The organism is Chryseobacterium sp. BGARF1 (assembly GCF_001677955.1).
In the GTDB taxonomy this organism is placed as follows: Bacteria; Bacteroidota; Bacteroidia; order Flavobacteriales; family Weeksellaceae; genus Chryseobacterium.
Genome location: NZ_LELA01000151.1, coordinates 1 through 1,063, shown reverse-complemented (window position 1 = coordinate 1,063; position 1,063 = coordinate 1). Strand labels below are relative to the sequence as shown.

General features: G+C 36.5%; 2 protein-coding genes. Both read right to left on the bottom strand.

The window, feature by feature from the left end:
- A partial coding sequence (locus AB671_RS20895; protein ID WP_157444288.1) for a hypothetical protein occupies nucleotides 1-256 on the bottom strand: 256 nt, incomplete at its 3' end.
- 10 nt (nucleotides 257-266) lie between these two features.
- The coding region (locus tag AB671_RS20890; RefSeq protein WP_157444287.1) for a T9SS type A sorting domain-containing protein at nucleotides 267-1,063 on the bottom strand (797 nt) is incomplete at its 5' end.

The following is a 1,063-nucleotide window of genomic DNA, read 5'->3' as shown; positions in this document are numbered from 1 at the left end:
TTAACTGAACATTCAAATTTACATTTGGGTTGTTTGTAGGAATATTGAAAAGAGGGATACTGATATCAGGAATTCCTGTATAATAACTCACAGGCACTTCTTCAAATTTCATGAGGTTGTTTGAAGTAGGAGCTGCAGGAAACATTTTATTGATATCATCAACATTTTTATTAAAATCATCACCTGTTGTCTGGGCAATTAAAATATGATTTAAAGAAGCTAATAATAAAATGATAGCTATTGTATTTTTCTTCATGAAATTAGTTTTATTTTTTAATCAATTTCGCATTCGCAGTTTTCTCAGTATCTGTTTTCACAACGACTAGATATGCCCCTTGAATCAGGTTTTGGGTATTGATTTTGGTGATTTTGTTCTTCGTTTTTAACGTCTGGAGCTGTCTTCCACCCATATCATACAGGGTAATCTCGGCTTCAGACTTCCCATCACCCAGCTTCCAGCTTCCATCCTCAAACCCAATCTCCACATAACAGTAATCCGATACAGGATTAGGGTAGATCTTAATATTCTGTTTTTCTATCAATTGGTCAATTTGGCTGTCACCAAGTTTCACAATTTTCCAGTTCTCTTTTCCTAATTCTTCAGCACTCGTTCCTGCTAAAACAATCGAACCATCTTTATTCATTTTCAGATCAGAAAGCCTTTCCTCTTTCTTTCTCGATTCGCCTTTTACATGTTTTCGCCATTGTTCGTTTCCGTCGTTGTCAATATAAAGCATCCAGAAGGTCTCATCATCTACTTCAATTCTTCCTTCCGCCTGAGTGTAGCCGCCCAATAAAACTCCTTTAGAATTTCTACCATCACCTGTGCTGATCACATTCATTCCCATCAGAACATCACGGTTTTTGAAATTGTACGATCTCTGCCATTGCTCTTCACCTTTTGTATTTAAAGAGATCAGCCAGACATCAGTTCCTTCTTCAATTCCAACTGTTTTATTTCCTGACTTTTCAGATCTTGATTCTCCACCAATAATATATCCTGAAGACGTAAAAGCCATGGTTCTCAAATGATCATCACCTTTACCTCCAAAATTCTTTTCCC